Origin of the sequence: Bacteroides sedimenti (assembly GCF_040365225.1) — a bacterium.
Taxonomy (GTDB): domain Bacteria; phylum Bacteroidota; class Bacteroidia; order Bacteroidales; family Bacteroidaceae; genus Bacteroides; species Bacteroides sedimenti.
In genome coordinates this window covers 2,246,963-2,271,109 of the sequence record NZ_AP028055.1, presented here as the reverse complement: position 1 = coordinate 2,271,109, position 24,147 = coordinate 2,246,963, and the positions used below count along the sequence as shown (strand labels likewise).

The 24,147-nt window shown below is 38.7% G+C and carries 17 protein-coding genes; 8 read left to right on the top strand and 9 right to left on the bottom strand.

Annotated features, from left to right (window positions below; all coding sequences use genetic code 11):
- Positions 1 to 119 precede the first annotated feature (119 nt).
- The 7 genes from ABWU87_RS09005 (at position 120) to ABWU87_RS08975 (ending at position 8,221) form a co-directional block, all read left to right on the top strand.
- Positions 120 to 3,161 (top strand): chondroitinase family polysaccharide lyase, encoded by a 3,042-nt coding sequence (locus ABWU87_RS09005; RefSeq protein ID WP_434533878.1) that lies wholly within the window; start codon positions 120 to 122, stop codon positions 3,159 to 3,161.
- A 1,294-nt stretch (positions 3,162 to 4,455) separates the two neighbouring features.
- Positions 4,456 to 4,815, top strand: a complete 360-nt coding sequence (locus ABWU87_RS09000; RefSeq protein ID WP_353330026.1) for a hypothetical protein — start codon at positions 4,456 to 4,458, stop codon at positions 4,813 to 4,815.
- Between the two features lie 151 nt (positions 4,816 to 4,966).
- The gene (locus ABWU87_RS08995; RefSeq protein ID WP_353330024.1) at positions 4,967 to 5,182 is read left to right on the top strand and encodes a hypothetical protein; all 216 of its coding nucleotides are present in this window, start codon (positions 4,967 to 4,969) and stop codon (positions 5,180 to 5,182) included.
- A 433-nt stretch (positions 5,183 to 5,615) separates the two neighbouring features.
- Positions 5,616 to 6,194: a hypothetical protein gene (locus ABWU87_RS08990; protein ID WP_353330023.1), complete on the top strand. Its 579-nt coding sequence runs from the start codon at positions 5,616 to 5,618 to the stop codon at positions 6,192 to 6,194.
- Positions 6,195 to 6,497: 303 nt separating this feature from the next.
- Positions 6,498 to 7,121 carry a hypothetical protein gene (locus ABWU87_RS08985; RefSeq protein ID WP_353330021.1) on the top strand — a complete coding sequence of 208 codons (624 nt, stop codon included), beginning with the start codon at positions 6,498 to 6,500 and terminating at the stop codon, positions 7,119 to 7,121.
- 47 nt (positions 7,122 to 7,168) lie between these two features.
- Positions 7,169 to 7,732, top strand: coding sequence for a hypothetical protein (locus tag ABWU87_RS08980; RefSeq protein WP_353330019.1), 564 nt, complete (start codon positions 7,169 to 7,171; stop codon positions 7,730 to 7,732).
- A 60-nt stretch (positions 7,733 to 7,792) separates the two neighbouring features.
- Complete coding sequence (locus ABWU87_RS08975) at positions 7,793 to 8,221, top strand: hypothetical protein (RefSeq protein ID WP_353330017.1); 429 nt, start codon at positions 7,793 to 7,795, stop codon at positions 8,219 to 8,221.
- A gap of 118 nt (positions 8,222 to 8,339) precedes the next feature.
- Here ABWU87_RS08975 and ABWU87_RS08970 read toward each other — a convergent pair whose 3' ends face one another.
- From ABWU87_RS08970 to ABWU87_RS08930, 9 genes are all read right to left on the bottom strand, one after another.
- Positions 8,340 to 9,707, bottom strand: coding sequence for a phosphatase PAP2 family protein (locus tag ABWU87_RS08970; protein WP_353330015.1), 1,368 nt, complete (start codon positions 9,705 to 9,707; stop codon positions 8,340 to 8,342).
- A gap of 114 nt (positions 9,708 to 9,821) precedes the next feature.
- Positions 9,822 to 10,883 carry a sensor histidine kinase gene (locus ABWU87_RS08965; RefSeq protein WP_353330013.1) on the bottom strand — a complete coding sequence of 354 codons (1,062 nt, stop codon included), beginning with the start codon at positions 10,881 to 10,883 and terminating at the stop codon, positions 9,822 to 9,824.
- Positions 10,871 to 11,545: a response regulator transcription factor gene (locus ABWU87_RS08960; RefSeq protein WP_353330011.1), complete on the bottom strand. Its 675-nt coding sequence runs from the start codon at positions 11,543 to 11,545 to the stop codon at positions 10,871 to 10,873. Before ABWU87_RS08960 ends, ABWU87_RS08965 begins: the two co-directional genes overlap by 13 nt.
- A 31-nt stretch (positions 11,546 to 11,576) precedes the next feature.
- Entirely contained in the window at positions 11,577 to 14,597 is a 3,021-nt protein-coding gene (locus ABWU87_RS08955; protein ID WP_353330009.1) for an efflux RND transporter permease subunit, read from the bottom strand.
- Positions 14,594 to 15,532, bottom strand: a complete 939-nt coding sequence (locus ABWU87_RS08950; RefSeq protein WP_353330008.1) for an efflux RND transporter periplasmic adaptor subunit — start codon at positions 15,530 to 15,532, stop codon at positions 14,594 to 14,596. The genes ABWU87_RS08955 and ABWU87_RS08950 overlap by 4 nt, the downstream gene beginning before the upstream one ends.
- A gap of 1 nt (position 15,533) precedes the next feature.
- Positions 15,534 to 16,775 carry a TolC family protein gene (locus ABWU87_RS08945; RefSeq protein WP_353330006.1) on the bottom strand — a complete coding sequence of 414 codons (1,242 nt, stop codon included), beginning with the start codon at positions 16,773 to 16,775 and terminating at the stop codon, positions 15,534 to 15,536.
- A gap of 181 nt (positions 16,776 to 16,956) precedes the next feature.
- A complete protein-coding gene (locus tag ABWU87_RS08940; RefSeq protein ID WP_353330004.1) occupies positions 16,957 to 17,259 on the bottom strand; it encodes an aconitase X in 303 nt (100 codons plus the stop codon).
- 193 nt (positions 17,260 to 17,452) lie between these two features.
- Positions 17,453 to 18,991, bottom strand: coding sequence for a sulfatase family protein (locus tag ABWU87_RS08935; protein WP_353330002.1), 1,539 nt, complete (start codon positions 18,989 to 18,991; stop codon positions 17,453 to 17,455).
- A 13-nt stretch (positions 18,992 to 19,004) separates the two neighbouring features.
- Positions 19,005 to 20,549 (bottom strand): sulfatase family protein, encoded by a 1,545-nt coding sequence (locus ABWU87_RS08930; protein ID WP_353330001.1) that lies wholly within the window; start codon positions 20,547 to 20,549, stop codon positions 19,005 to 19,007.
- A gap of 194 nt (positions 20,550 to 20,743) precedes the next feature.
- Between ABWU87_RS08930 and ABWU87_RS08925 the strand changes: the two genes are divergently transcribed.
- Positions 20,744 to 24,070, top strand: a complete 3,327-nt coding sequence (locus ABWU87_RS08925) for a polysaccharide lyase family 8 super-sandwich domain-containing protein (protein WP_353329999.1) — start codon at positions 20,744 to 20,746, stop codon at positions 24,068 to 24,070.
- Positions 24,071 to 24,147: the final 77 nt, after the last annotated feature.

Sequence of the window (24,147 nt, the reverse complement as noted above, 5' to 3'; positions counted from 1 at the left end):
ATGTCACCCTTTTTAATTCACTCTAGTTCTACTATTCCCAGAAGAACTTTTCCATAAATTTCTTTTATTAAAAAATAACCCTTTATTTTGTTTAAAACATTATCAGTAAAGAAACTGTTATGAGAAATTCTGCTTTTGCATACATGCTTTTTTCTCTCTGTTTTGCCTCCCTTAGCCATGCTAATGCTCAAGAGGTAAAGCACGAGAAGATTCTGTCGTTCGAGGAAGCCGGCTCAGTGTCCGGATTTACAACTTCGAAAGGTAGCCAGGTTAATATAACCGGTCAGTATCACAGGGACGGACAGCAATCCCTGCAATGGAAATATCAGCCCGGAGCCACTCTGTCGCTTAAACACGATATCCCCTTTGAACCGAAGGATCCCACAGGAAAAGACACCTATCTCTCCACATTTGTGGTGTGGGTGTACAATGACCAGCCAAAGGACGAAAAAGTAAGGTTTTCCTTCTATAAAGATGGCAAGGAGTGTTCCTGGTTCGACTTTCATATAAACTTTAAGGGATGGCGGGCTGCCTGGGTATGCTTTGAAAGAGACATGCAAGGAAAACCCGAGGAGGGGATGAATGAGCTCCGTGTTTCGGCACCTTCAACCGGAGGAATGCTCTGTTTCGACCAGATGGTGCTGGCTGCCAAGACCGACCATAGACATCAAACGGCCGATAATCAAGTGCCTTTTGTGAATGCCGGCACAGATAATCACTGGCTGATAGTAAGAGATTGCTCTCTTCTGAAACCGGATATTGCCCTTGACAGCAGTGTGTCCGAACAGGAAAAGAAAGACATGGAGCTGATAGGGCAAAGATTTCGGAACCTGATTTATACCCCCGGTAAACTTACTCAGCAGGCAATGGCCAATTTACGAACTAAGTTCGAAGAGTATCACATCACTGTAAAAGATGGAATCATTACCGGCCGACCCATCTATTTCAACCGTGCAGCCGAGGCTTACGAGCGCTTCCTTCCTAACTGGAACAAGAATCTTTATGACAAGATGGGCATGGAGCTAAAAGCCTATTTCGATTTGATGAACCGCATTGCCATTGCCTATAACAATGCAGACAATGAGCCGGCTAAGCAGGAACTGAAGTCGATGTTCTTGCTGATGTACCAGTTTGCCTGCGATCAGGGTATTGATTATGGTAGCTGTCTGGGTAATTTCACTCATTACGGATACAGCTTCCGCGGATATTACACCTCCTGTTACCTGATGAAGGATGTGCTTCGCGAGGCCGGATTGCTGGAAGAGGCACAGAAGGCAATGCAATGGTATGCCATGACCAATGAGGTGTACATAAATCCTTCGGCGCCGGGAATGGATATGGATTCGTTCAATACCAAAACAACCGGACGAATTGCCAGCATCCTGATTATGGACAACTCGCCCCTGAAGGTTCAGTACCTCAAGTCCTTCACTCGCTGGATAAATAACGGCTGCCTGCCTGCCACCGGATTGGCTGGGGCATTCAAGAAAGACGGCGGTGCATTTCACCATCGCAACAACTATCCGGCTTATGCGGTAGGGGGGCTCGAAGGAGCTTCAAACATGATTTATCTGCTGAGCAGAACTTCGTTCCGTGTTTCCGAACTGGGACATTCAACCGTTAAGAATGTACTACTAACCATGCGTTTCTACTGCAATAGAAACTATTTCCCGCTGTCTATGTCCGGACGCCATCCCAATGGTAAGGGAACACTGATTCCGATGGAATATGGAATCATGGCGCTAGCTGGTACCCCTGATGGCGCTCAGCCTTACGATGCAGATATGGCTGCTGCCTTCCTGCGCGTTGCCAACAAAGGCAGCAAAGAGGAGAAACGATTGGTGGAATCTTTGCAGAAAAAAGGCTTCAAAGCCGAGAACGATCCACAAGGTAACCTGGCGCTGGGATACGGATGTGTTTCCGTGCAACGCCGAAGCAATTGGGCAGCAGTGGCACGTGGACACTCCCGCTACCTTTGGGCTGCAGAGCATTATTTGGGAGCAAACTGGTACGGTCGTTATCTGGCACACGGAAGTCTGCAGATCCTGACTGCCCTGCCGGGCGATTCAGTTACTCCCACCACCAGCAGTTGGCAGCACGATGGGTTCGATTGGGGACGCATTCCCGGAACCACCGCTATTCATCTACCGGTAGCGCAGTTAAAGGCAAACGTCCTCAACGTAGATGTCTATTCCGGATTTGAAGAGATGCTCTATTCCGACGAAAGCTTTGCCGGAGGGATTTCCCAACAACGCACCAATGGTGCCTTTGGCATGAAACTGCACGAGCATGATAAATACAACGGCTCAATGCGTGCCCGCAAGTCTTACCATTTCTTTGATAACCGTATTGTCTGCCTAGGCAGCGATATCGAGAACACCAATAAGAATTACGATACGGAAACAACCGTATTTCAGCTGGCAGCCTATTCAGACAGCGTGCAAGTATGTTGGCTGGATAATGCTTCAACGAACAACACCTGGATTGATCCGGTGAATTCAACCGGCTATTATGTTCCAAACAAAGAGGGGCAGAGCAATTTGAAGCCGGAAATCCATTTCCCGCAATACTCATTGGCGCAGGATACACAGAAAGAGACAAAAGGCAATTTCGTTTCGCTGGTAATCAATCACGGAAAAGCACCTAAAGGAGGAAAGTACGAATATGCCATTCTGCCCCAGATTTCGCAGGCACAACTGGCTGCTTTTGCCAAGAAGCCTTCGTACAAGGTACTTCAACAAGACAGGAATGCCCATATTGTGAAAGATATCCCAACTGGAATTACCTCGTATGTACTGTTCGAAACACCGCGCATTTTACCCGAAGGCATTGTGCAGAAGGTGGATACCACCTGCTTGCTGATGACGCGTGAACAAAAGAATAAGCTGCTGCTCACAGTTGCCAACCCCGATTTGAACCTCTATTCCGGTCCGTCCGATGAGTTGTTCGATAAGGATGGCAAAAGGGTAGAGCGAAGCATCTATTCCCGTCCGTGGATTGACAATGTAAGCACCCCCATTCCAGTAAAAGTTACCCTGAAAGGGAAGTGGAACGTGAAAGAGACCCCCGATTGCAAGCTTGTATCGGTCGGTAAAAACGAGACGGTGCTCCTGTTCAACTGCCACGACGGAATGAGTATTGATTTGGAGCTCACTAAGTAATTCCATTCGTTCATTTAACCCGATCTTCGGCATAAACTAATCCTTTTATCGGGAATAATTAAAGCAATCATGTACATGTTTACCCCCAATCATGTACATGATTGCTTTTAATCTTGTACATGATTACCCCTAATCTTGTACATGATTGGATTAACTCTTGACGTTCTTTATGTTAGTTCACTAAGTTGACTGCAATAATCTGATTCCAGCTGACTACTAATGTTCCTAAACCGATTAATTAGTTTGACTCATTATTTTGTTGACTCTGATATGGGTTGTCCTTTTAAGGATTAACCATCGAAGAGGTTCTCAAATGCCATTTGTTTTCAGTCGGCCCCCCACATTTAACCTATTTGGTGAATAGCAATTGATACAACTGAGAGGTGGTGTGCTGTTTTTATCCCTCTACCATTGCCGAAATCCATCTGTTTGAGTCTCTTTTTTAGTGATATTGCCAATATACCAATTCTTCTGCACCATTTGTTTTAGAATCTAAATTCAAGAGAATCAATGATGTATCATTTTCTGGGGTGTAGATGGTGTAGTAAAAACAAGCTTTTTATGTTCCCAGAAAATCAAATTTGAAAAAAATTCTTTTTGAAGAATTTTCAATTTTCATTTTTTAGAATCGAAAAACAGTCGTTTTATCTACACCATCTACACCCCTTTTAAATTATTGCATACCGGGAATGGGGTAAATACAAGATATCAGATGGATGAGAGAGCTACTATCCTTAAACCTACCCCGCCAATATCTATTTCCATTCTATTGATAATGAATGCTATATTGGGCAAAGGGTGGCAGAGGTGGTAGAGAAAATATCCTTTTTACCTTTCTGTAAATCGTAAATCGAAAAAAATTCTTTTTGAAGAATTTTCATTTTTCATTTTCTGAAACCGTAAAACACTCTTTTTTACTACCACCTCTGCCACCCCTTCGGGAAATAATGCTTTAAAAGTTATATCAAGTCTATTGAGACTTTCAAGAGAATATCCAATGAGGGGAAACCGATTGAATCCGAACGAGCAATAAATATAAATTGTACTCTTTGAATGACAGTGTTATTAAAAAATGAGTATTAAATTTTTGGTATTTATTTACTATATTAGAGTTATAAATTTAACAATGTAATAAATTTATTTATATTTGTAGGGATGCTGCCACAATTACAATTAATTCATCACATATGCCATGGATAAAATAAGAAACCAAACTTAAAGTCGCAGGTATTGAAAGACTTGTTGATAAGATATTGGAAGACAGAGAGAAGTTAAAGGGAGATAAAAAATAAAAATGAATTATTTGTATTCTATTGGATGGATTCTATTTGGAATTATTATTCTATATATAACCTGTAAAGATGAGAAAAAAATAAAAGAAGGTTTTTTTTCAATAACATACTCTATCCATATAAATGGTTATATAGGTTCAATAGGATCTATAATTTGGGGGATGAAAATGCTTTCAAAAGAATTGGAAAAGTTCTTTATTGTTAAAGAAATATTCGGATTGACAATTCCCTTAATTTGCATTGTTGTAGGCTTGATTTTGAAAATGTCCAAAAAGGAAAAATATAAGTCGGTAAGAGAATATTGGCTGTTATTTGTTATTATGGGGACACTAATATTTCTATTTTTATATTTTTTGGCTTAATGGTTAATTACTAAAAGACACTATCCCACTAATTGTGTAAATCAAAAATGTAAGATATGATTGCATATTTTAGTAAAAAGCTATAAATCAGAAATCCTATATATAATAGCATATTAAAAAATTGTTCCATGGCATAAAAAATTATCAAATTATGAGGTATCTATATAGTTTATTGGTGTTTTTCCTTGTTTGTGTTGATGTTAGTGCACAAGATTCTCCAATATCAAATGTGTTTTTAAACAGAGAAATGATAATTAAAGCAGGTGTTAAAGATACTATTAATGGAGTTGCACAAATCGTCACTGATTTTGAAGTTAAAAATGGTGTTGCTTCTTTGGTAAAGACAAAAGTGCATAGGTTTTTATAATGAAAAAGAGATGGGAAGATGTTGATTGTGGGAAATTAAGCAGAATGTATCCAAATATCGATATTTGTGAACAGATAGATTCTTTTTGTGTAGCAAATAAAAAAATATTCATTTTAATTATGATGCATCATATTATAATGAGCCATGCTTTGTTAAAGCTTACGCAATGAAGCTCTATCGGTTTAGGACGTCATTTTGGCTTAAACTTTCATTAATGTCATTTAAAAAGAGTAATAAGGCTAATGCTAAAAAGTAGTAAAGATTTTTAGTATTGGTTTGTTCCTGAAATAATTTTCATTTAGAAGCTATTTTGAATTATTAATTAATAAAAAGTGTTTATCATTAGGTCGTACGAATAAGATAATAAGTTGTAGAGTCTATGATGTACCACACAATAAATATATTCATTATAATAATGTAATAATAATAAGGAATGAATACAAAAAAAAGAAATATTATTTATATTATTTGTATTGGAATTATATTCATAATTGGACTTTTCGTTTGTAAAAATGAGTCCAAACAAAATGGATTTGTCTTACAAAAATTTAATGTAGTTAATAGACAATTATATTCAATCATTAACAGCATCAAAGATAGTGCATATATATCAAAAGCATCCGATAATGTAATAGTCTTGGAATTGAGAATAAATGAGTTTGCACCTGAGTTTTGTTTTACATCTACAAAAAAAGAAATTTTAAATAAATATTTTATATTTGGTTCAAACTTAAGGATTGTTGGTTATATTGAAGATAGGCAGAGACAAGCAGAAATCATTGTCTTATCAAGAATAGATAATAGGGTTGATTTTGAAATGGCGTTTTATAAGTTCCTGACTCCAACAAACGAAAAGAAATATTTCAATTATATATATTTCCCAGATGATCAATATGTAGTAAAAGATAATGGTGAGGGATATCCACCTCCGTTTTTTGATCCATATTTTTACTATTATATATACAAAGGAAATAATATTATCCCTGCAGCTTATGGTAAGAACAAAAAATGAAATGACCTCACTCCGAAAAAACGGGTAGTATAAAATTAGGGTTTCGGACTTAAATATTCAACTGTGTGTTTTCCTTTAAATCGGACTGTTTATAATTAGAAAAATCTCATAAGATTTGTCTATGAGGAATAAAAAATGAAATAGTCAATGCACATTGAGAGTGAAATAGTATTGCACTATCTCACGAAAATGGATATACATTTCATTTAGATAATAATTATCTCAATTCAACTGGAGAATTAATGAATTAATCTCCAGTAAATTTATTACAGTTTGAAGTTAACTAAATATGGAGGAAGGCATATGAAAAGTAAAATAATGGTTAGTCTGATGTTAACAGTAATATGCTTGTTTTGTTATGGGCAAACAAATAAATTTATTGTTATTACATTTTCATCGAAAAGATCTATTGACAAAGAATTTAAAAATTATTATTGGATTACTCCTGTTGACTCAATAAAAAGTAATGATTTTTATCTTACCCCTTTATATGTTGCAGAATTTTCTAAGGATAATTTAGATGATTGCATAAAGGGTGATACTATTGATATATTCACATCCACTAGTAAAACAAGACTTGATTTTGATAGCAATTATGATGAGCAAATAGAGAATCTAATATTTCTAATAGACAAGAATCGTGTAAAAGTTCAGTCAATAAAGATGAATTGGGATAAGCGCAAATGGATATTAGTTAATATATATGCGACACCTATTACAGGAAATTTTTGTGATTGCTATGAATATCATAATAGGGCAGGAACCAAATTTAATTCAATGGTTTATTTACCACAATCAGGCTTTAGTTATGACAAGTCATTTTGGGATACTCCTATAAGTAATATAGTCAGATTCTCGAAATACAATTTTATAGATTACACAAGTCACCTTCTTTATAAAAGAAGCGTACAAACAAGATGTGAATAATATATTACGATATGGAATAAAATCTGAAAAAACGGGTGATTTTAATTATGAAAACAACAAAAAGGATATACCTGAGTAATTATATAATCTTGCTACTTATTAGTTCTATTTACTTTGTGGGGTGCGTAAATAAAACTAATAAAGTAAGCCTTATTCCTATAACCAGAGTAGATAGGGATAGTAACAAAATATATGTTGATAGTATTGTGATGCTCTATAAGGATATTTCGGCAAGCACTCAGAAAGTAACTCGAATTTTCTACTATAGCAATGAAACGAATAAAACTTTTAGGTATTATTTGATAAAGCAAGATAAACAAGTTTTATTGAAATTATCAAATGATGATATTACTTCTGGATATTTGAATTTTAATAAAGAAATATCCACGAAAATATATATTTCTCATTCTTTATTGGACTTTAGAAGAGGTGGATTTAAATTTGTAAAATTCGATAGTAAAGATAGTTTGTATGTTTTTTGTGGGGCAGATATGGGATTTTCAAAAGATTGCTTCTATTATTATTTTGATAAAAATATCAGGCTTAGAAAAATATATACAGGAGACGGGGAAATCTTCTTTGTTGAAAAACTGACAAGTTATTTAAAATAGGTGTTCTTTTATTTGTATTGCAAAATTCAGATATTGTTGTTTATTATAAATAGTTAAATAATGAAATACATTAAATTATTTATTTGTTTTTTGATATTTGTTTTCTTAAACTGTCAGAATAAGAATATAAAAAGAATAGACATAAAATATCAAAATTATGCTATCGAAACTATTGTTGAATTAAAATGGGAAGAAGTTATTAATGGTGAACATTCAGAATTCTTAGTGAAAAGCTCGATTACTAATGAAAAAGTTTGTGATTCAATCATATGTCTAGTAAATAGCCTCAAACCAATGAAAAAAGGAACAATCCCTGATGGGTGTGAGCCTTATATGCAATGTATAATACACTTTCCTGATGGACATTCCTCTGTTCTTCTTTTAGGTGATTATTACAATACTTTAGATAGCGTTGAAATGATTGGTAATGACACATTAGTTAGAATGATTCGTCAATATTCCGGCTATAATCATCCGTCAATGCATTAAGACGGTAATTTGTAACCAATTAACTGGAATTAATAACTTAGCAGTCTAATTAATTATCGTCCTAAAAAAGGAAGCTGACACTCGGCTTCACCACAGGAAGATAAAACAATGTGTGACTCTAGAATAGAACTTTTGCCGATCCTCCAAAAGTAAACATATGTTCAATACTGTTGTTTGTTGAGATAGGAGAGGGTGTAAGATTATAATCTATAAAGAATTTAATTCCAAAGTTCTGTTTCACCAAATAATTCATGGAGCAGCCTGTACCAATGCTGATCCCTCCTGTTTTTCCTACTACTTCTGACGAAGAAAGATTACATTTTGAGAAGTGACTGTATCCTGCTAATAATTTACTTCCGGCCGACCATCTTTTTGAAATGGGATATGAGAAATAAGTGCCGGCTGAAGCTGTAAGAATATCCAATTGATCGGTTTGTGGCACATTATTTAATAATACTGGCATGCTGGCAACTGAAAAACGACCCCCTATGCCCAAATAGGGATTCATGAACCAGGCTCCTTCCACTCCGGCATTACTTCCGGTTGATGTTGATAAATAATTATCATTGGATATTATATATTTACCAGGTAAGATGTTAATGCCCATAAAAATTCCAAAGAAAGAAGGTTTTTCGAATCGCTCAATCGGTTTGTAATCAAGATTGGAGTGGGTAATACCTTTATCTTTAAATGCTAAATCTGCCAAAAAATATCCAAGTTCAGTCGATAAAATACCGATTCCGGCTCCCACCATAACATCACTTAACCAATGTTTGTTATTCAGTTGACGACTAAGTCCAGTAGCGGTTGCTATAGAATATGCACCGATGCTGTACCATGGACTGCGTGTAAGTCCGTATTCTTTGTGCATCATGGTAGCGCACATAAATGCGGTAGCTGTATGTCCCGAAGGGAATGACCTGTTATCTGAACCATCCGGACGCATTACTTTAGTAGAAGATTTGAGTGAAGTTACAACATTAGACATAATGGCTATTGAAATAGCATCTGAAGCTAGCATTCTAAACCATGAACTCCGTCCTTTTACGCCACCAATCTTCATCCCGACCATAGCAACGGCAGGGAAATATTGCAGATAATCGTCATAATGTTGACGAAAAGAGGGTAGATATTCATTGCGTAAACTGCGGAAATGGTCATCTTCACTTTTTACAATTAATCCACCGGCAATAAGAGGCACACCAATATAAGTCATTCGGAAGACGCGTGAAGAGGTTGTTTTATCAAGTTTTATGTTGAAACTTTCCTTTGAAGATAGAACATTCACAGTTTCATTTTTTGTATTAAGAAACAGATTCTCACCAGTTGATGTTTTCTGAATATTGTTTCTGACGGTCTGAATATCTTCAAGCGATATTTCCCCTTTTGAATAGATTATTCCACTCGCTTCTTCTTGAATATTGCTGGCTTGCATCAGCATTCCATGTAATATCAGAAATAACAAAATAACAATGAATATCTTCATAGACCTTATCCTTTTTAATAAGAGCGAAGTTAAAACAGAAATTTGTAGAGAATTTGAATTTATGATAATTGGAGAAAATTAGCTCTGAATATATTTTTAAAAGCGTATACTCGTTCAAAAATTGATAATGAACTCATGATTTCCTGCATTGTATTGATAGTCTATGCCCCAACCGTGAAAATTACAAATAGCTTTTACTATGGCTAGCCCCAAGCCGTTTCCATTTATCTTTTCTGATGAACGGTGGAAACGTTCGAATACTAATTCTTTATCCAACTGTTCTTCAGAGGACGTATTAGAAATAATTAGTTGATTGGGCGTTATAATAATGGTGATCTCTCCTTTAACAACATTGTGACGTACGGCATTTATAAACAAATTATTAATCAGACTTTCCAAAAGAGCTTTATTTGCCCTTATTGTAAACGATGTAACTTGTATTTCTTTCCGTATTTTTATTTCTTGGGTAAATTCGCTCAGTAGAGGCAAAGTCCTTTCTATTATCTGAACTATATCAATAAGTTCCATTTGTGTGTATTGCTTGTTATCTATCTTTGCAAGCAAGAGAAGATTCTTGTTCAGACGTGTAAGACGTGCAGAGACTTCATATAGGCTTAGTACAATTTCGGCTTGTTGTTGGGTCATATTGGGCTGCTGCAGCAATAAATCGAGTTTGCTTTGAAAAACAGCCAGAGGCGTTTGTAATTCGTGTGATGCATTTTCGGTAAACTCTTTCTGTATCTTATAACTGCGTAAATTGTTCTTGATCAATTGAGTGAGAACGGAATTTAGTCGATTAAATTCTTTTATGTCACTTACCGTAAATAGAGGAGGAATTTCCTTTTCAAGCGAAAAATGTTCAAGTTGTCTCAGTGTTTCATCAAAGGGAGCCCAAAGCCGTTTGGAAATTAATTTTAACATTAGGATTAATGAAGCCAATAAAACGCTCATTATTAAAACGAACTGCAATGCAATGCCTACAATCATGTCTTGTTCAAGGTCTGTTTTCGGAAGAGGAACTCCTGATTGGGCAGCTTCAACTATTTCCCTTAAATCTTCTGCATAGAAATACTTGGTAAGAAGATAAAAGAGTGGGGTTGCTAGTAAAAGAATAATTACTGTACAAATTGTGAACCTTGAAAGGCTTTTTTGAAGGAGACTTTTCATTCTATCCATTTGTATCCGGTTCCATAAACATTTTTAATATAATCGGGACAACCTGCATCTGCCAGCTTGGCCTTTAGGTTTTTTATATGAGCATAAACAAAGTTCTGACTGTCGAACATGTCTGCCATGTCTCCGCTCAGGTGTTCTGCCAAAGCGCTTTTAGATACAACTCTATTTTTGTTTCCGACGAGAAATAAAAGAAGCTCATATTCAGTTTTTGTCAGATTAATAATTTTTCCATTTGCTACTACTTCTTTATTAAGCAGATTGATAATCAGATTGTTTATAGTTAAAGTATTATTGCTGAAAAATTGACGGCGGCGGATAAGGGCATAGATACGCATACTTAATTCCGGAAGATGAAAAGGCTTGGAGAGATAATCATCTGCCCCAATCTTGAGTCCGCAGATCTTGTCGTCCAATGAATCTTTTGCGGAAATAATAATAACGCCGGCAGGATTGTTCTGTAGCTTAATTTCTGTGAGTATATCCAGACCGTTTCCTCCAGGTAACATTAAATCCAGTAAAATGCAATCATAAGAGTAGAGGGAGACCTTTTCCATGGCCTCATCAAACGTAAAGGCTTGCTGGCAAAGATAGTTCTCTGCTGCAAGGTAGGTTACGATACTCTTTGAAAGCTCGTGCTCATCTTCAATTATTAGTAGCTTCATGAAAGCAAATATATACGAAAAATTTAAATATCTATGGATGCGACGGCTTTATCCGATAAATTAATGTTGGCAATACAACAAGAAGCAATGGTAAAGCCACAATAAACCCACCAATAACTGCAATGGCAAGAGGCTGATGTAGTTGTGCTCCAGTTCCTATACCCATGGCTAAAGGAGTTAATGCGATAACAGCTCCAACGGCTGTCATCAGTTTGGGGCGCAGTCGTGTGCTTATTGCATATACCAAGGCATGTTTTCGACTGATGCTTGATAGACTCTCATGATATTGCAGATAAGTGAAGATTGCGTTTTCTCCGATAATTCCCACTATCATAATAATTCCGGTATAACTGCCTACATTGAGGGCTGTTCCTGTAATATAGAGTGAGATATAGCTTCCACATATTCCCAGAATAGAAACCAATATAATGGTAAAGGCTACTTTTATATCTCTGAACATAAACAATATTACCGTGAATACAAGCATACAAGAAAGTATCAGAATCATCAGTAACTCTTTGAATGATTGCTGTTGCTGGGCATAAGCTCCTCCATAAGTAATTGAATAACCTTTAGGCAGAGAGATGTGGCTTCGTATTTCATGTTGTATTTTATTTACAGTACCTCCCAAATCTCCTTTATCCAGACGAGCGGTAACAACACCCATTGTTTGCAAATCCTCTCGTTGTATTTCACTTGAACCCGATTTAAATTCTACTTTGGCTAATTCCTTCAATAATTTTTGTTGACCATTCGAAAGGAATATCTGGCTATTTTCTATATCCTGTGCCGAAACACCGTTATTGGAATTATAGATTAAGCGGATAGGGGTAAGCTGCTGTTTTTCGAAAACAGTCCCGGCCTCATTCCCTTCCATAATAGTCTGCAATTGAAACTGAAAATCAGTTGGAGTAATATTGTATTGTGCTAGTTTCTGGAAATCAGGAGTAACTGAAAACGTGGGGCCTGCAATAACAATACCGTCAAACACATCTGCAGTTCCGGGCGTTTTCTCAACAATTTTAGCCACAGACTTGGCATACTTCTGAATGATATCATGCTCCGGACCAAATATCTTAATTTCAATCGGTTGAACTGAGCTCATCAAATCTCCCAGCATATCTCCGATTACCTGTCCAAAATCAATTCGTAATGCCGGTTGGGTCGATTCAATTTTTTTTCGGATGTCATCTATGACCTCATCAGTCGTACGATGTCTGTCCTTTTTTAGCTGAATCAGATAATCTCCGGTATTTGGTTCGGTAATGAAAAAACCCATTTGAGTGCCTGTTCGTCTGCTGTATGTTTTTACCTCGGGAATCTTTACCAGCATTTGTTCCACTTTAACCAGCATTCTATCTGTCTCTTCCAAAGTTGTTCCCGGAGGCGACGCATAATCCAGTACAATACTTCCTTCGTCCATATCGGGAAGAAAGCCGGTTTTCAGATTAGGAACAGCAAGGGCTGCCAAAGTGATAATTATAATAATAAAGGCGATACTGTAATAAGGCCTTGAAATAAAGTAACCTACCCACTTCCGTTCTTTTACTTCGTGAATTCCTACATCTTTGTATTTTCCTGTCCTTCCAAGAGACAGATAGACTACAGGTAGCAAAATCCATGTAGCCAGGAAAGAACAAATCAAAGTGATGATCATCGTGTTGGTCATAACCTTGAAGTAGGCGCCGGCTACTCCTGTCATTAGTATAAAGGGAACAAAAATAACAATCGTACTTAAGGAAGAGCCAATCATTGCCTTAAACAGATATTTGATAGCTTTGTGTGCTACCCTCTTGTCTGATTCTCCCGGACTTTCTTCATGTGTTCGGTGAATCTGTTCTACCACCACAATGGCATCATCTATGATCAATCCTACAGATGCGGCAATTGCGCCTAAAGTCATAATATTAAAGGTTTGTCCGGTAGCATAAAGCATTAGTAAAGTAAGTCCCAATGTGATGGGAATAGTAATTAAAATGGTGAGGCTTGCTCTCCATGATTTCAAAAAGCCAATCACTACGATGATGGCCAGAAAAAGACCTATCCACAAGCAATCAGTTACACTTCTGATGCTGTCATTTACAAAGTCTGCCTGCACATAATAGGGCTTAATCTGCACATCAGAAGGAATGATCACCTTTAACTTCTCCAGCTGTTTTTCCATGTTGGAAGAAATTTCCGATACATTTGCATTGGGTTGTTGAATCACAGCTACTAACACACTCTCTTTTCCATTTGCGTTCGCCTTGATGTACTCTTTCGCCTTGTGTATCTCTACCTTGGCAATATCATTCAGTTTGATGGTCCGTTTCCCGTCATTCCTGATTACTGCATTTCCTAATTGTTCCAGATTCATAATCTGTGCATCTGTTACAGATAGATACATCAGCCTGTAATCAGAAAGATATCCGTTTGCTAATAAAAAGTTTGCATTGGCCATACTCTCTTTAACCATCGATGGAGTTAATCCCAGCTGTGACATTTTCCCTTTATCCAGAGTAACCCAATACTCTTTTGTTTGTCCTCCTATGATTCGGATGTCACTTATACCCTCTACTTGAGAGAGAAAAGGCTTGATGGTATATTGTGCCAGCTGTTTGAGTTCGATGGCACTTCGTTTGTTACTATTGAGTGAATATCCCATTACGGCTAAGATGGATGGATCCATTCTTTCCACGGTGATATTGGTGTTTTGTGGAAGTTGGTTTCTTATCTCATTTATTTTAGCATTCACTTGCTGTTGTGCGAGATTAACATCAACTTTCCAGTCTATGAAAGCAGATATTTCGCAACTCCCCCGGCTTGTGATGCTTCGTAAAGAATTCAAGTCTGGCACTTGTTTTATTGCATTTTCCAGAGGGCGTGTAACGCTGACAGTCATTAGGTCCACTGGCTGCTGCCCGGCTTCGGCAATCACTTTTATCTTTGGGAATGTAACTTGAGGAAATAAAGATGTTTTTATCTTTAGTAAGGAAAAAACTCCTCCAAAAAGAATAAGCACCGCGATAACAAGTAAAGGTGTTTTATAGGTGTTAAAAAAATCCTTTTTCATTGTAACTGAATATTTGTTTTTTGAACGGCTACTTTTGCCGTATCTGCCAAACCGTAATTACCAGTGATTATAATTCTGTCTTTTTCAGTAAAAAGAGGTTCCGTAATCTGAACACGGTTATCCCTCTCAATTCCTTTTTTTATGTTCACTTTTATAGCTGTAGAGTCATTAATAAGCTTCATTACCCAAAATGTAGACTGATCCTCATCTGATAAGATTGCCTGTTTGGGCAGAATTATCGCCTTGTTCATTCTACTTTTAACCAAAATAGCTTTAGCTACCAGATTTTCAGGAAGATTTACATGCTGCTTTATCTTTAGAAAGACACGTTGCGTTTGAGAAACGCTGTCTAGTTCTGGCATAATCTTATTGACAATTCCTGTAAGCTTCTTACCATCTGATAAGCAAATATTTATTTCTTTGTTATCACCTAATATGCCATTAAGTTCATACGGTAAATTCAATACAAATCCAAAGCTTTTTTCATCGCTGATTGTGGCCAGAACCTGCCCTTCTTGCACATAATCTCCTTGTTGATGATTAGACATAATAACATAGCCTCTGGTTGGGCATACAATATTGTTTATTCCTGTAAAATGGAAAGATGGATCTAATTTATTCACTTCATTACCCAGACTTTTTGCTTCTTTTGTCTGCAACCGAAATAAAACTTCACCCTTGTTCACTTTATCCCCAAGCTGAATATCTGATTCTACAATATATCCATTAATAGTAGATGTAATATCTGTTTTCAAAATATAAACAGAAGTTGCATTTAGCGTAATTTCGTCTTGCATTGATGCTATTTCCGGAGTGGTTACAGTCACAGGTGTTGTTGGTTCTTGGTTCTCAGAAGAGGAAGCGGACTCTTTGGCGCCACAACTATAAATCAATATTCCGGCTAATGACAGCAATGCTATTATTTTTATATTCATATCAAGGTGAAATTAAATAGTTTAATTGATTGATTAACAACAACCTGTTGGTTCTGTTTTGGATGTCTATCGCTTTTATATTCAGATAGTTATTGATCGATAAAAGAAAGTCTGTCACACTAACTTCTCCTGTTCCAAGTAAATGCGCATTGGCATCAACCAAAGCTCTGCTGTATTTAAACTGTTGAGGAGTCATGGATATGAGCTTGTTGTAACGTTCTATTTGTTGTTGAAGTCGCTGTACCTGATTTATGTAATTCTTTTTGTTTGCATCCCGGTAAGTTTTACGATTCTGTTCATTCAAATCGTTTTGCATTAACGACAGTTTCTTTTGTTTTCCATCATAAATCGGAAGATTCATACTGACGCCTAAACTGATACCAAAATTTTTATATGGAGTTGTCATAAATGAAGAAGTGTATCCACTGTTGGCAAAAACAGAAACCTGGGGTTTGTAGTTAAGTCTGATAAGCTGCTCGTTATTTTTATTTTTCAAACTGTCAATTGCATCATTTTTTCCATAATAACTTTCTTCAAAAGGAATAATAACAGGTAAACCGATAACAGGTGAAACAATTGAGTCTGTTCCATTATTATTAGTGCCGCAAATGTAATTCAATAAGCTTAAATTGTTGATCCACAGCATACGTTGTTGCTCATTGTTGAAGAGGCTTTGTTGCAGTGTAACCTTGAAATTAAGATAATCAGTCTGCTTAATGTTGGAATTAGTGGTCAGTTTAATAAGAACCTTATCTTCTTTTTGTAAAAAGGCAATAATTTCATCAGAGAGGTGCAGTAATTCCTGGTTCATAAAGGTTGTAATGTATTGGTCGATAACTGCCTTTTTAACTATATCAATTGATTGTTGTTTCTGGTTTTCAATGCTTTTCTTGTCTAATTTATAGCTGTTCAATCTTGCTTTCAGGTTATTATTGCTTATTAAGCGTTTGGTAATTGTAAGCGTAGCATCAATGTTTTGCCCATTAGATATAGCGGTGTCGTACCCTAATCCTTTGTAAGTAGGAGCGATTATAAGATTTGAAGCGGCTGATACGATTGGATTATATAAAGCTCTTGCTTTTAAACTATCCAGCTCTGTAATTTTTATTTTGTTTCCTAAGTCATAAAACAAAGGGTTGCTCTCAATTCCCTTCTGGATAAAATAATCTAAGTTATTGTTCTGAGCAGAAGTCTTTATTGAGGCTAAAAATAAAATACAAATTAGTAATACCTGATTCTTCATAATTTGAATATGTCATAAATCAAATACAAAATAAAGAAGTAATTTTGTAGAAATATTGAATATCCATTGATTGTATTATAAAGGGTTTGCTGAATAATTCAACAACAGATTACTCTGTAATACAAAATTTCCGTTTTGCTCTCTAATAATAGGCGGATGGCTGTCGGATTTTTCAATAAATTCATCCAAATTCTATATATACCACATTTTCGAAATCAAATGGTCTGAGATCAATCGTAAAAGGCTCCTTTGTTTTTAATCCTCCATGAATAAGCATATCAAGCATATCATAGTATGCATTTAAACCAGTCATCGACATACCTGTAACTACATGTATTGGGTTTTTGATCGGAAGAAGCCGTTTAGCTCCGAATGCTTCACCATAAACGACAATCGGCTTTAATACTTTGACCATAACTTCTCCCTGTTTACCTTGGAGTATCTCTTTTTCTTCTTGAGTAAGTTCCATTCTATAGTTTTCCATATATTACTCCTTTTTTTAAATGTTAGTTATAATTGTATAGATCAATAAAACTAACTTTAATGTTAATAAACAAATGAAAATAATAAGATGTTCTTACGGGGGGAGAATATATCCTGTAGCCAATTGCATTCAACATTTGAGTTCATAAAAAAAGAGTCCCGAAAGATTAATCATCTTCCGGGACTCTTTTCCATTAATAAGGAATCATTTCACTGAGTATTCTTTTCTTATACCAAGAGTCGTTGGCTTGCTTTAAAAGAGGAACCATCTGCTTGCAGAGGCTTTTAACCAGCTCTTTATGCTCTTCCAGTTTCAGGTTTTTCATCTGATAGGGATCTTTCAGGTCGTCGAACAACTGAGCCGACTTCAGCTTACCGGTCTTTTTGTTGATGTTGAGGCAAAGCGTATATCTCTCTGTTTTGATACCCCGTGCTTCCGGGAAATAGCTGATCACCTTTCCATCTTTATCTTTTTCACCATCCATATTACGGATATAGAGGGCGGCTTTGGGGCGAGCCACACTATTTTTTTTGTTCAGGAAAACAGGGGAGTAGTCTTTTCCTTGCACGCTCTTTGGAATGGAGGTCTTTAGTCCGCTAAGTCCAAGCAGGGTAGGCATGATGTCGGGCGATGAAAGCAAAAGGTTGTCCACCCTGGGTTTGATTTTACCCGGATAACGAACCAGGAAAGGAACATTCAGCGACTCGGCATAGGGTGAATTCTTCGGGTCGTCGGTTCCCTGACTGCACATTGTCTCGCCATGATCGGACGAGAAGACTACGATGGTGTTCTTGTCCAAGCCCAGTTCCTTGAGAGCGGAAAGAATGCGTCCGAATTCACGATCGATGCCTGTTACCGATGCGAAATAGTAACGAGCCGATCGGGCTTTGGACATATTCCTGTCGGCATTTGGACGAACCAGCAAACTGTCCATCGGCATGTTTTTATATAGGTTGAAGTCTTCTTCCATGCAATCGTCCAAGCTGTTGTACGGGCTGTGCGGTGGATTGTAACTTAGCACCATAAAGAAAGGTTTTTTCCCATCGCGTTCGTGATGCTGATTTTTTAGATAATCGATAACCTTGTTGGTTTCGTGTATGGGCGACCATTCGTTGGATTGATGGCGTTTGCCGTTGCTGTCCCAGTAATGCGGATTTTTATGTTCGTCGAAAGTTCCGTACGAGTACCAATAATTGAAGCCATGCCTTTTCTCCTTGGGAGTATAGGCATCCCATGCCGGTCTTCGATCTTCCACATAATTTCCGGGATGTTCAGGGTCATTCGGAGTAGGGTAGTCTACATGCAGCTTGCCGATATAGGCACAATCATAGCCTGATTTGCTGAACACATCGCTGACGCATTCCGCGTTTGGATTGAGTGAACTAATGGGTCGTGTGGAATTACAGTTCAGAGAAACCCCGCTTCCTTCAGGGTACATGCCGGTGAGCAGCATTCCCCTATGAGGGCTGCTGAGCGGACAATTGCTGACGGCCGAAGAGAGTACAAGCGACTCTTTGGCAAATTGATTCAGGTTTGGTGTGTGAACCGGGTCAGCTTTAAAATGAACGTATTTATTGAACTCTTTCTGGTTCCAGAATTCCAATGCGCAGTTTCTGAACTGGTCGGGGAAAACATAGATTACATTTGGTTTGCTATCGGTGCTGCCTTGTGCATGTGCTCCGCATGCAGCCAGAAGGAATGCTCCGCCCAACAGATAGTCTATTCTCTTCATTGTTATAAATTTATTATTTATTTGTTCTTTTGTTTTTCTCTCTCAGAAGGATGGCTGCAAGCTCTTTTACAATCCCGGGGTGTCTTTGTGCAACGTTCTCTTTCTCGCAAGGGTCCGAATCAAGATTGTAGAGTTGCGGCGTTTTTTCGTTACCGAGCTCCATGCCTGTATATTTCTCCAGTCGGCTTGCACTACTGGGTTCAATGTATTTCCAGTTTCCTTTGACAATGGCCAGGGTGTTGTTTAGGTTCTGCTCAATAATATAGTCGCGGTTGTCGTTGTGCTTGCCCAGCATGGTGGGCAGACAGTTGCGGCTGTCGGGGGCAATATTCTTTCCCAAAGGTTGTTTCAGGATATGAGCGAACGATGCAAACACATCCACCTGCGAAAAGAGCGCCTGTTGCTTGGCGGGTTTGGCACATGCCGGCCACCGAAGAATGAATGGAACTCGTGTTCCGGCTTCGTATGCACTATATTTGCCACCGCGGTAAATGCCCATCGGGGTGTGTCCGTTCAGCTTTTCAAACGCCTGGTCTTTGTATCCGTCGTCAATCACCGGACCATTGTCACTGGTGAAGATAAGAAGGGTGTTCTGGGCAATGCCCAGGCTATCCAGTGTTTGCATTATCTGTCCCACTGTCCAGTCAAGCTGAAGAATCACATCACCACGAACTCCCAATCCGCTTTTTCCCGCAAATCGTTTGTTCGGAACGCGCGGTACATGAATGTCCTGTGTACCAAAGTAAAGGAAGAAAGGATTGTTTTTGTTCTTTATAATATAATCCTTGGCCTTATTGGTGATTACATCGGCAATGTCCTCATCGGTCCACAAAGCAGACTTTCCCCCGGTCATGTAGCCAATACGGCTGATTCCGTTTATGATCGTATTTTCGTGTCCCTGACTGGGGTGTACCTTCAAGAGTTCTGGATTATCTTTTCCGGTAGGCCAGTTGCCTACTTTCTTATCGTAATTAACCTGAATGGGGTCATTGGGATCCAGATTCACCACATGTTTGTTTTCCACATAAACACAAGGCACGCGGTCTACAGTGGCAGGAATCAGGAACTCGTAATCAAATCCTAAATCCATTGGGCTAGGTGAAATCTCATGATTCCAGTCAGGCCCTTGCGGACCGCCTAATCCCAAGTGCCATTTCCCGACAACTCCCGTACTGTATCCGGCTCTTTTGAAAACATCGGCCATTGTTACACAAGTTGTATCGATAATCATTCCGGCATTTCCACGGGCAATACCTGTGTTTTCCTGTCGCCAGGGATATTTCCCGGTAAGCAGACAGAAGCGTGATGGGGTACTGGTGGCAGATGATGCGTAGGCATTAGTAAACTGAACGCCTTGTCCGGCCAGCTTGTCTATATTAGGGGTGCTTATTTTTGTAGCACCATAACAGCTCAGGTCGCCTATTCCAAGGTCGTCGGCATAAATATAAATAACGTTGGGTCTGCTGGTTTGCAGGTTCTCAGCCTCTTTCTTCTGCAAAGAGCATCCGGTGAATAGTATAATTCCCGGCAACAGACCTGACAGTAGTTGATCTTTCATAATTTTAGAGATTGAATTCTTTTATTGTTCACAAAATTACATTCTGATATCCAAAAAGGAAGGCAATAATATTCATAGTTGATGCCATTATTGTACATAGTCGTACGGAAAAAGATCTTTTCTGTACGATTCTGTTCAGTAGATATCGCAAAGAAGATGTTTCTTTGTTTACGAAAGAAAAATATTCAATACCCATGAAAAACAGAAAAAGATATCTTACTGCAATTTTAACCGACCTAGCGAAAAGAAGCGGTTTGGGAAGGCATTCAGTTGTGCTTTCACTGCTTCTATTTACCTGTTTTATGCCGGTAAAGGCACAGAAAACGCTTTTTTATTTTGAGGAGACAACGATGGAAAGTGATTACTGGTCGGCTTCGAATAGCACCATCTCATTGAGCAAGGAGCATGCCCGGGAAGGAACACAAGCTTTGAAGTGGCAGGCGAACGGTGGTGCAAAACTAGTACTGGATTATTCAAAGAAATATCCAGGCTATAACATATCTTACGGAAAGGTGGTCTATATCCCGATATATTGTCTGAAACCTAGTAACGACAAACTGCTTGTTACATTCTATAATGGTTCAACAAAAATATGTGAAGGCAGGCACGATCTGAATTACCAGGGATGGGTGCCCTTTCAACGTTATATCTATCAGGACTTCGGCAAGTATGTAACTCAGAACTTCACTCGTATTGAAATAACCTATCTGCCTTCAGAAACCGGCAGCACTCAAACATTATGGTTGGATGGAATCTGCACTTCGGCAAGTAACAGTGCGGCTACATCGAATAATAATTTTTATATCTGTCACCTGGGACCTCAGATGATTACTGATTACCGTGCCGGATATTTCCCCGACAGATCAAATCTGAATATTTACTTTATGGAGGCTTATTCGCGGACCATGAATGAAAAGGATTCAATCCCGGTGACCGGCCAGCAGGTTGCTGAGGTAGATGCCGTTCTGGCAAACTATCGGAACATAAGCGTTAAGACGTATGAGAGCAAGCTGGCAGAGGCAACTACATTTGTAAATGACAGGAATATAACAGAAACAGCCGACGGAGGGATTAACGCCAGCTCGTCCTGGCTTGTGTATACTCCCGAACAAGCTTATAATAGTGCCTATTATGTGGCATCGCTGGCGTATGCAGCTATAGACAAAGCAAACACTACGGCTAAGGATAATTTACTGAAGCTGACACGTTATCTGTTGGATTATGGGGTTTCTCCCGGAGGAGGTCCGGTAGGAATGCAATCGAGCAACTATACTCCTTGCCGGGAGTTTGCGAAAGGGTTTCTGTATGCAATGCCAATCTATGAGGAGTATGATAGCACTCATCCAGGGGTGAACCTGAAGAAAAGGGTGCTTCAGCTGCTAAGCTGGTGTTATAATTATGGGTATATCTACAATGAACATAGACCCGAACTGGTTACGCTGGACCAGGTTCACGTTAAATCGCAATTCTATTATAACCTGGCTTCTTACTTTCCAACGGCTCCGGAAAGAGCATCGGAACTAAGGCACATTGTCAGGTTTCTGGAAAGGATGACTGAACTGAGAAGTGGTGAGGTAGGGGTTATAAAACCTGATGGGCTTGGTTTCCATCATGGGGCGATGCATAATTCTTATATGTATGGCTTTCAAACCTGGATAAACCAGGTGGCAGTGTTGAAAGGAAGCTCTTTCAGGATAGGACTTAGTGCATACGAGAATGTGCGTAAGTTTGTGACAACTCATTATCTGCAATGTGTTACAAGCGGAAGCTCGGCATTTTATTCGAATGCACAGTGCGGTAGAGGCCCCTTTAACCTGACAGCGGGTGTTTCTCAGAAAGGTCTCGAATCTCTCGCTTATATTGGTGGTGATGTGACAGGAACTTCTTATGATTCTCAGGTGGCAGCACTTTGCAAGTTCTTTTATCCGGGAAGCTTATTCACGGATAAAGCTGCTGACTTGAATGGCTTTTACCAGATGAACTATGGAAATATGGGAGTATTTCGGAATAAAGACTACACAGTAACCATGCGTGGCCTCTCTTCTGACTTTTGGGGAACAGAAATATACTCGAATGCAAACCGTTTTGGACGCTATCAGAGTTACGGCACAACGGAGGTATTATATAATCGTTCAGGTGGACTCTCTTCAAGCGGGTATCCTACTAATTATGGATGGGACTGGAATGTGGTGCCGGGTACAACAACCGTGCATACTTCCTGGAAAGAACTGAATCCGGGAGGGCAGGAGAGTGTGAGTCGTTTGCCAAGAGCCGATGAGTACCAATCCAATAATTTTGCAGGTAGTCTGTCCGGCGGAGATTGTGGTATATTTGCAATTGACTTCAAAGAAGATCCGATAAATACTTGGGGAGGTCCGGCATATCGTTATACCCCTACGGGCCTGACATTTAAGAAGAGTGTCTTTGCTTGCGACAGTCTGCTGATTTGTCTGGGAAGCAATATTAATTTTAATTCCGGAATGAACAAGGTGGTGGCAACCAATCTTTTCCAGAACATATTAAGTTCGTATACCGGCTCTCTTTTCCTTAACAGTGAGGTGGCGGCCAATAATGAACAGGATGCCGATTACCCATTGTCGGGCAATCCTTTCTGGTTGCTGACTCCTGCCGGGACGGGATACTATATACCGTCATATGCAGGTACTCTTCATGTGGTGAAAGGCACCCAATCGACTCCGGACCCTTACATTGATTACACAACCTTGCCCGAGAATTTCCCGATGATCACCAATCCGGTGGCGAAAGCCTGGCTCACTCACTCTTCAAAGGTAGGGGGAGATAGCTATCAGTTTGTAGTGGCTCCTAATCAGACAGCGACAGGGATGAAACTGCTGGCCGACCAGCTGAATCATCGTTTACCTTATACCGTATTGCAGCAGGATAATGCTGCGCATATTCTCCGTCTGGAAAACAGTAAGACCACTGCTTATGCCGTATTTGATGCTCAGGCAAATCTTGTTTCATTGGGCACGCCCGTTACCAAAGTAGATCATTCCTGCCTGCTGATTTCCCGTGAGAGTACAGAGCTTAATCAGTTAACCCTTGATATTGCTTTGCCGGATGTGATGAATGAACAGCTAATCACCGTAACATTGAAAGGGAAATGGACATTGGAAACAGTCCCTGAATCAGTGGAAAACGTTGATAACAGTCAGCCCGATGTTACAACTGTTTCAGTCCGTCTGAAAGATGGGTTGAAAACCAGATTGACCTTTTCGTCTGTGCTCTCTTCTATAAAACCGGTTGTAGATGCAAAACGAAAACTGACAGTGAAGGCTGATAAGAGCAATCTTTCTGTTTCGGTAATCATTCCCGGAACATCAAATAATTACTCTATTGAATTGTACAATTCTTCGGGTGTCAGGATTCCACTCGAAGGAAAGCTTTCGCAAACCGATAATGGCGTAATGATTAATGCTGCCGATTTTGCTCCCGGCCTCTATCTTATCCGGGCAATTGAAAGTAAAGGAGAGATTCTGGGAAGTAAACTGATGTGGTAGAATATATCGCACGATATACCCAGAAAGGAGATTCGATAAGAGGAGTTTGAAGCTCTGAGATATTTAGGCTGTTCTAT